General features: G+C 76.0%; 4 protein-coding genes. All 4 read right to left on the bottom strand.

The window, feature by feature from the left end; all coding sequences use genetic code 11:
• The coding region (locus ACFWXO_RS09925; protein WP_380523084.1) for an AMP-binding protein at nucleotides 1–479 on the bottom strand (479 nt) is incomplete at its 3' end.
• Between the two features lie 26 nt (nucleotides 480–505).
• The gene (locus ACFWXO_RS09920) at nucleotides 506–1681 is read right to left on the bottom strand and encodes an acyl-CoA dehydrogenase family protein (protein WP_380523083.1); all 1176 of its coding nucleotides are present in this window, start codon (nucleotides 1679–1681) and stop codon (nucleotides 506–508) included.
• Nucleotides 1678–4770, bottom strand: a complete 3093-nt coding sequence (locus ACFWXO_RS09915) for an amino acid adenylation domain-containing protein (RefSeq protein ID WP_380523082.1) — start codon at nucleotides 4768–4770, stop codon at nucleotides 1678–1680. The genes ACFWXO_RS09920 and ACFWXO_RS09915 overlap by 4 nt, the downstream gene beginning before the upstream one ends.
• A 251-nt stretch (nucleotides 4771–5021) precedes the next feature.
• On the bottom strand, nucleotides 5022–5588 hold the full coding sequence (locus tag ACFWXO_RS09910) for a hypothetical protein (protein ID WP_380523081.1): 567 nt from the start codon (nucleotides 5586–5588) through the stop codon (nucleotides 5022–5024).
• Nucleotides 5589–5600 lie beyond the last annotated feature (12 nt).

Genomic DNA, 5600 nt, shown 5'->3' with positions numbered 1-5600 from the left:
GGGCTTGGGTGGTCCACTCCGGCCCGGCGCCCCGGAACCGGGTGGGTCGGGGCGCCTCGGGGGGGGGGGGGGGCGGGTTCTTTGCCCCCACGCCCCCGGGGGGGGGCGCCCCCCGGGGGGCCGTCGCCGATCAGGCAGGCCGGGCGCAGCTGCTCGGCGACGGCCTGGAGGCGCTTCTCGCCGGGGCGCGGGCCGAGCGGCAGGTGGACGGCGCCGAGCTTGGCTATCGCGAGGGTGACGGCGGCCAGCTCCGCCGAGTGGCCGAGGCAGACGCCGACCAGGTCGCCGGCGCCGACCTTGCCGCGCAGGGACTCCGCCACGGTGTCGGCGAGGCGGTCGAGTTCGGCGTAGCCGAGGGTGCGCCCGCCGTCGATCAGGGCGGGCGCCTGCGGGGTGCGGTGCGCCCAGGTGGTGAACAGGTCGAGGACCGCGCCGTCCTGGTGCGGGTGGCCGTAGCCGATGCTCAGGGATTCCATCATCGTCTCCAGATACGTACGAGAAACCGTCAGTTCAGGCCCATGGAGCGGGCGATGATCACCTTCTGGACCTCGGAGGTCCCTTCGATGATCGTGGTCATCCGGACGTAGCGGTACAGGAATTCCAAGGGGTGGCCGCGTACCCAGCCGGTGGCGCCGTGGACCTGGAGCGAGCGGTCCACCGCGCGGACGGCGGTCTCGGAGGAGGTGAGCTTGGCGAGCGCCGCGTTCTCGGGCGCCTCGGTGCCCTCGTCGACCAGCCGGGCGCAGGCGAGGGTGAGCAGCTTGGCGCACTCCACCTCGGCGCGGGTGGTCACCAGGTGCTCCTGGATGTGCTGGTACTCGCCGATGACCTTGCCGAAGGCGCGCCGCTCGCGGGCGTACTCGACGCCGATCCGCAGCGCGTGCTCGGCGATGCCGTTGCACATCGCGGCGACCACCAGGCGGCCGCGGGAGAGGCTGTCCATGGCCAGGGCGGTGGCCGCGGCGATGCCCTCCTCGCCGCCGATCACGGCCTCCGGGCCGACGGTGACCCCGTCCAGCAGCAGTTCGAACAGCGGCTCGCCGGACATCCCCTCGTAGCGCTGGCCGATCCGCAGGCCGGGCTGGTCCATCGGCAGCACGAAGGCGGTCGCCCCGGCGGTCGGGCCCTTGCCGTCGCCGAGGTCGGTGGCGGCCACCACCAGGGCGATCCCGGCGTGTTCGGCGTTGCTGACGAAGGTCTTGCGCCCGTTCAGCACCCAGCCGTCGCCGGTGCGCACGGCGGTGGTGGTGAGGTGGAAGGCGTCCGAGCCGGCCTGCGGTTCGGTGAGCGCCAGGCAGCGGGTCTGCTCGCCGCGCACCAGCGGGACCAGGTGCCGCTCGATCTGCTCGGGGGTGCCGTGCCGCAGCAGCGGGCTGGGCCCGTCGGAGCCGGCCAGCGCGTAGGGGGCGAGCACGCAGCCGCTGCGCCCGGCGGCGTGGTGCAGCAGCACCACGGCGGTGAACGGCATGTCGGCGCCGCCGAGTTCCTCGGGGTAGTCGCCGGCGTAGAAGCCGAGCGCGGCGGAGCGCTTGCGGACGTAGGACCGCAGGTCGCCCGGGACCTGGTCGGCGGTCTCCGGCAACTCGGCGGCGAGCGGGACGAGTTCGCGGCGGATGAAGCTCTCGAAGGCCTCGACGAGCTCGCGGTGGCCGTCCTCCAGGACGGCGGACGGGGCGCTCATGCCGCGCCACCGGTCAGGACGCGCGCCTGGTCGGCCAGGACGGCGTGCCGGAACAGGGTGCGCAGCGGCGGGCGGCTGCCCAGGTGCGGCTCCAGGAAGGCGGCGAGCTGGGCGGCGAGCAGCGAGTGGCCGCCGACCTCGAAGAAGTGCGAGTCCGCGCCGAAGCGGTCGTGGCCGAGCACCTCGCGCCAGGCGCTGGCGATCAGCTCCTGGCCGGGGTCGGCGAAGACGCTGGGTGCGCTGTCCTGCTCCCGCTCGGCCGGGGCCTGCTCGGCCAGCCGGGCGAGGGCGGCGCGGTCGGGCTTGCCGCCGGGCAGGGTGGGCATCGCGGCGACGGCCGTCCAGGTGGCGGGGACGAGTCCGCCGGGCAGCCGGCGGGCCAGCGCGTCGTGCAGTGCGGCCTGGTCGGGGCGGTCGGCGCCTTCCAGGAAGCCGACCAGCCGGGGGCCGGTCTGCGGGTCGTGGTGCAGCAGCACCGCGCAGGAGCGGCCGCCGAGTTCGGCGGAGGCGGCGGCCTCGATCTCCTCCAGTTCGATCCGGTGGCCGCGCAGCTTGACCTGGTTGTCGGCGCGGCCGAGGAAGCGCAGGCGCCCCTCGGTGTCGCGGTAGCCGCGGTCGCCGGTGCGGTAGACCCGGGCGCCGTCGAGGCCGGGGACGGTGATGAAGCGGGCCGCGGTGGGCTCCGGCAGGCCGACGTAGCCCTCGGCCAGCAGGCCGCCGCTGACGGCCAGTTCGCCGACGCAGCCGTACGGGAGCGGGCGCAGCGTCTCGTCCAGGACGTGCAGGCGCACGCCGTCGAGTTCGGCGCCGAGCGGGATCTCGCCGTCCTCGGCGACGTCCTCGGCGGTGACCCGGTGGACGGTGGAGGTGACGGTGGCCTCGGTGACGCCGTAGGCGTTGAGCACCGTGGTGGCCTCGGTCAGCCCGGCCAGGGCGCGGGCGGGCAGCCGCTCGCCGCCGAGGACGAGCAGGCGCGGCGTCCAGCGGCCGTCGCGCAGCGCCTCGCGCAGGTCCTCGCGGACCGCGAGCAGGTAGCTGGTGGGCAGGTTGGCGACGGTGACGCCGCGGGCGGCGAGCACGGCGACCAGCTCGGGCCCGGTGGGCACCTCGCGCTGCGGCACGACCAGGGCGGCGCCGACCGCGAGGGCGGGCAGCACCTCCTCCAGCGACACGTCGAAGGAGGGCCGGGCGAACAGCAGCACCCGGTCGGCGGCGGTGAGTTCGTAGCGGGCGGCGACCGCGGCGACGTACCCGGCGAGGGCCTCGCGGCCGACCAGGACGGGCTTGGGCACACCGGTGGAACCGGAGGTGTGGATGACGTACGCGCCGCCCTCCAGGACGGCGGCGGGCTCGGCCTTCGGGAAGGCGGGGCCGTCCAGCAGCGCCGGGGTGACGCCCTCGGCGGGCAGCGCGAGCGCGCTCTGCCGGGTGGCGAGGACGAGCGCGGGGGCGAGCCGCTCCAGCAGCAGGCCAAGCCGGGCGGCCGGGTCCTCGGTGGACAGCGGCGCGTGGACGGCGCCCAGGCGCAGGCAGGCCAGCAGGGCGACCACGCTGTCGGTGCCGCGCGGCAGGACGGCGGCCACCGGCTGGCCGGGGGTGACTCCGGCGGCGCGCATCCGGTCGGCCAACTCGCCGACCCGGCGGTCCAGTTCGCCGTAGGTGATGCGCTCGGCTCCGGCCAGCAGGGCGAGCGCGGTGGGGTCGTGGGCGGCGGCCGGGTCCAGGCCGGCCGGGACGACCGGGGCGGCGGGCTCGGCCGCGGGCTCGGGGGCCAGCGCGGCGAGCACCGTCTCCGGGTCGTCCAGGTAGCGGCGCAGCAGCTCCAGCAGGCGCTCGGACAGCAGCACGGCCCTGGCCTCGCCGAACAGTTCGGCGTCGTAGTCCCAGATCAGGGTCATCCCGGCGGCGCCGTGCTTCTCGCCGACCACCCGGCGGTCGTCGGGCAGCAGCACCAGGTCGAGGTCGAAGCGGGTGGTGCCGGTGTTGAAGCCCTCGTACAGCGAGACGTCGAGGCCGGGGGCCTGGACGTCGGGCAGCGCGGCGTCGTGGGCGCTGAACATCACGTTGAACAGCGGGTTGTCGGCGCCGCCGGTGTGCAGGCCGAGCCGGCGGGTGAGCTCCTGCACCGGCAGGTCCTGGTAGGGCAGGGCGCGCATCAGGACGTCGGTGACCTCGTCGACGGCCTCGGTGCCGGAGGCGGCCGGGTCGAGCCGCAGGCGCAGCGGCACGGTGTTGACGAACATCCCGACGGTGCCCTCGAAGCCCTCGGGGCGGTTGCCGACGGCGGTGCCGACGGTGACCTCGCGGTGGCCGCTGTGCCGGCGCAGCAGTTCGGCGAACAGGGCGAGCAGGGTGCTGAACGGGGTGTGGCCGTCGGTCCGGCTGCGCTCGCGCAGCCGCTCGGCGAGGTCGGCGCCGATCGACTGGCGCAGCTGCCCGCCGCGGTGGCGGCGCTCGACGCCGGGGTGGGCCAGCCCGGGCAGGGTGACCTCGCGCGGGGCGTCGGCCAGCTCCTTGGTCCAGAAGGCGAGGGCGCGCTCGCGGGCCTGCGGGTCGGCCTCGGTGCGGGCGTGCTGCTCGTACGAGGGGGCGGTGGCCAACTCGTAGGACTCGCCGAGGACGTGGGCGCGGTAGACGGTGAACAGGTCGCGCAGGAAGATCGCGAAGGAGTGGCCGTCGTGGACGAGGTGGTGCTCGACGTGGATCAGCCGGTGGTGGTCGTCGGCGAGCTTGACCAGGTGCCAGCGCAGCAGCGGCGCCCGCTCGGTGTCCAGCGGCTCCTCGGCCTCGGCGGCGAGCAGGGTCCGGAACACGGCCTCCGGGTCGGCCTCGGCGGTGAAGTCGCTGTGCCGCAGCTCCGGCGGGCAGTCCTCGGCGACCCGCTGGCCGGGCAGGCCCTCCGCCCGGGCCACCAACTCCAGGCGCAGGCCGGGGTGCTGGGCCAGCACGGCGGTGAGGCCGGCGTGCAGGGCGTCCCGGTCGAGGGTGCCCCACAGGTCGAGGACGCCGGTGAAGTTGTAGGCGCGGCTGCCCGGCTGCATCTGCTCGTGCAGCCAGACGATCTCCTGCGACGGAGAGAGTGCGAACATGGATGATTCCCTTGTGTGGTGGGCGTGTCGGCACTGCGGTGGCCGGGCGCGGGCGTGGGGTGGTCCCGACGCGGCCGGTGGGGGCGGGCCGCACCGGGGTGAGGGTGCGGCCCGGGGTCCTTGGAGTGGATGTGGTCCTTGGGGAGGATGGGGTCTGAGGGGCCGTGGCGTCCAGGGGTGACGGCTGGAGGCGACGGTGAGGGGTGGCGGCCGGAGGAGGGTGGCCGGGCGTGGGTGGCCGGAGGTGGCGGTCAGAGGTGGCGGCTCAGCACGGCCAGCAGGTCGGCGAAGGCGGCCTCCGCGTCGGCGGCCGGGAAGCGCTCGTCGTCCCAGGCCAGGCGGACCGTCAGCTCCTCGCCGTGGGAGGCGGAGACGGCCGTCGGCGCGGCGAGCGGGCGCCCGCCGAGGTGGACCTCGCGGCCGGGGACGCCGCCGAGCACCAGCGGCGGGCGGCGCTGGAGGTCCTCGAAGGTGAGCATCGCGTCCAGCCCGCCGGACCAGGGCGAACCGGCGACCCGGGCGGCCCGAACCACCTCGTCGAAGGGCGTTCCGGCGTGGTCGAGGTCGTCCCACCAGTCGTCGCAGAGCGCTTCCAGGTCGGTGGCGGGCCGGGTGGGCACGGCGTGCACCAGGGTGTTGAGGAAACAGCCGAGCGCGGCGGGCGCGCCGGGCGGGCGGCCGCCCCACGGGTAGCCGAGCGCGAGCGGGCCGTCCACGCGGTGCAGCCGCCGGGCGGCGGCGCCGACGGCGTCCAGCAGGGCGGGGAAGATCGCGCCGCGGGCGCTCGCCGGGACGGCGGGCAGCCGCTCGACCAGCATGCCGGTGGTCCG

The sequence above is a fragment of the Kitasatospora sp. NPDC059088 genome, assembly GCF_042738155.1.
Classification (GTDB): Bacteria; Actinomycetota; Actinomycetes; order Streptomycetales; family Streptomycetaceae; genus Kitasatospora.
The sequence above is the reverse complement of the archived record's forward strand: the minus strand, read 5'-3'. Positions and strand labels throughout refer to the sequence as shown.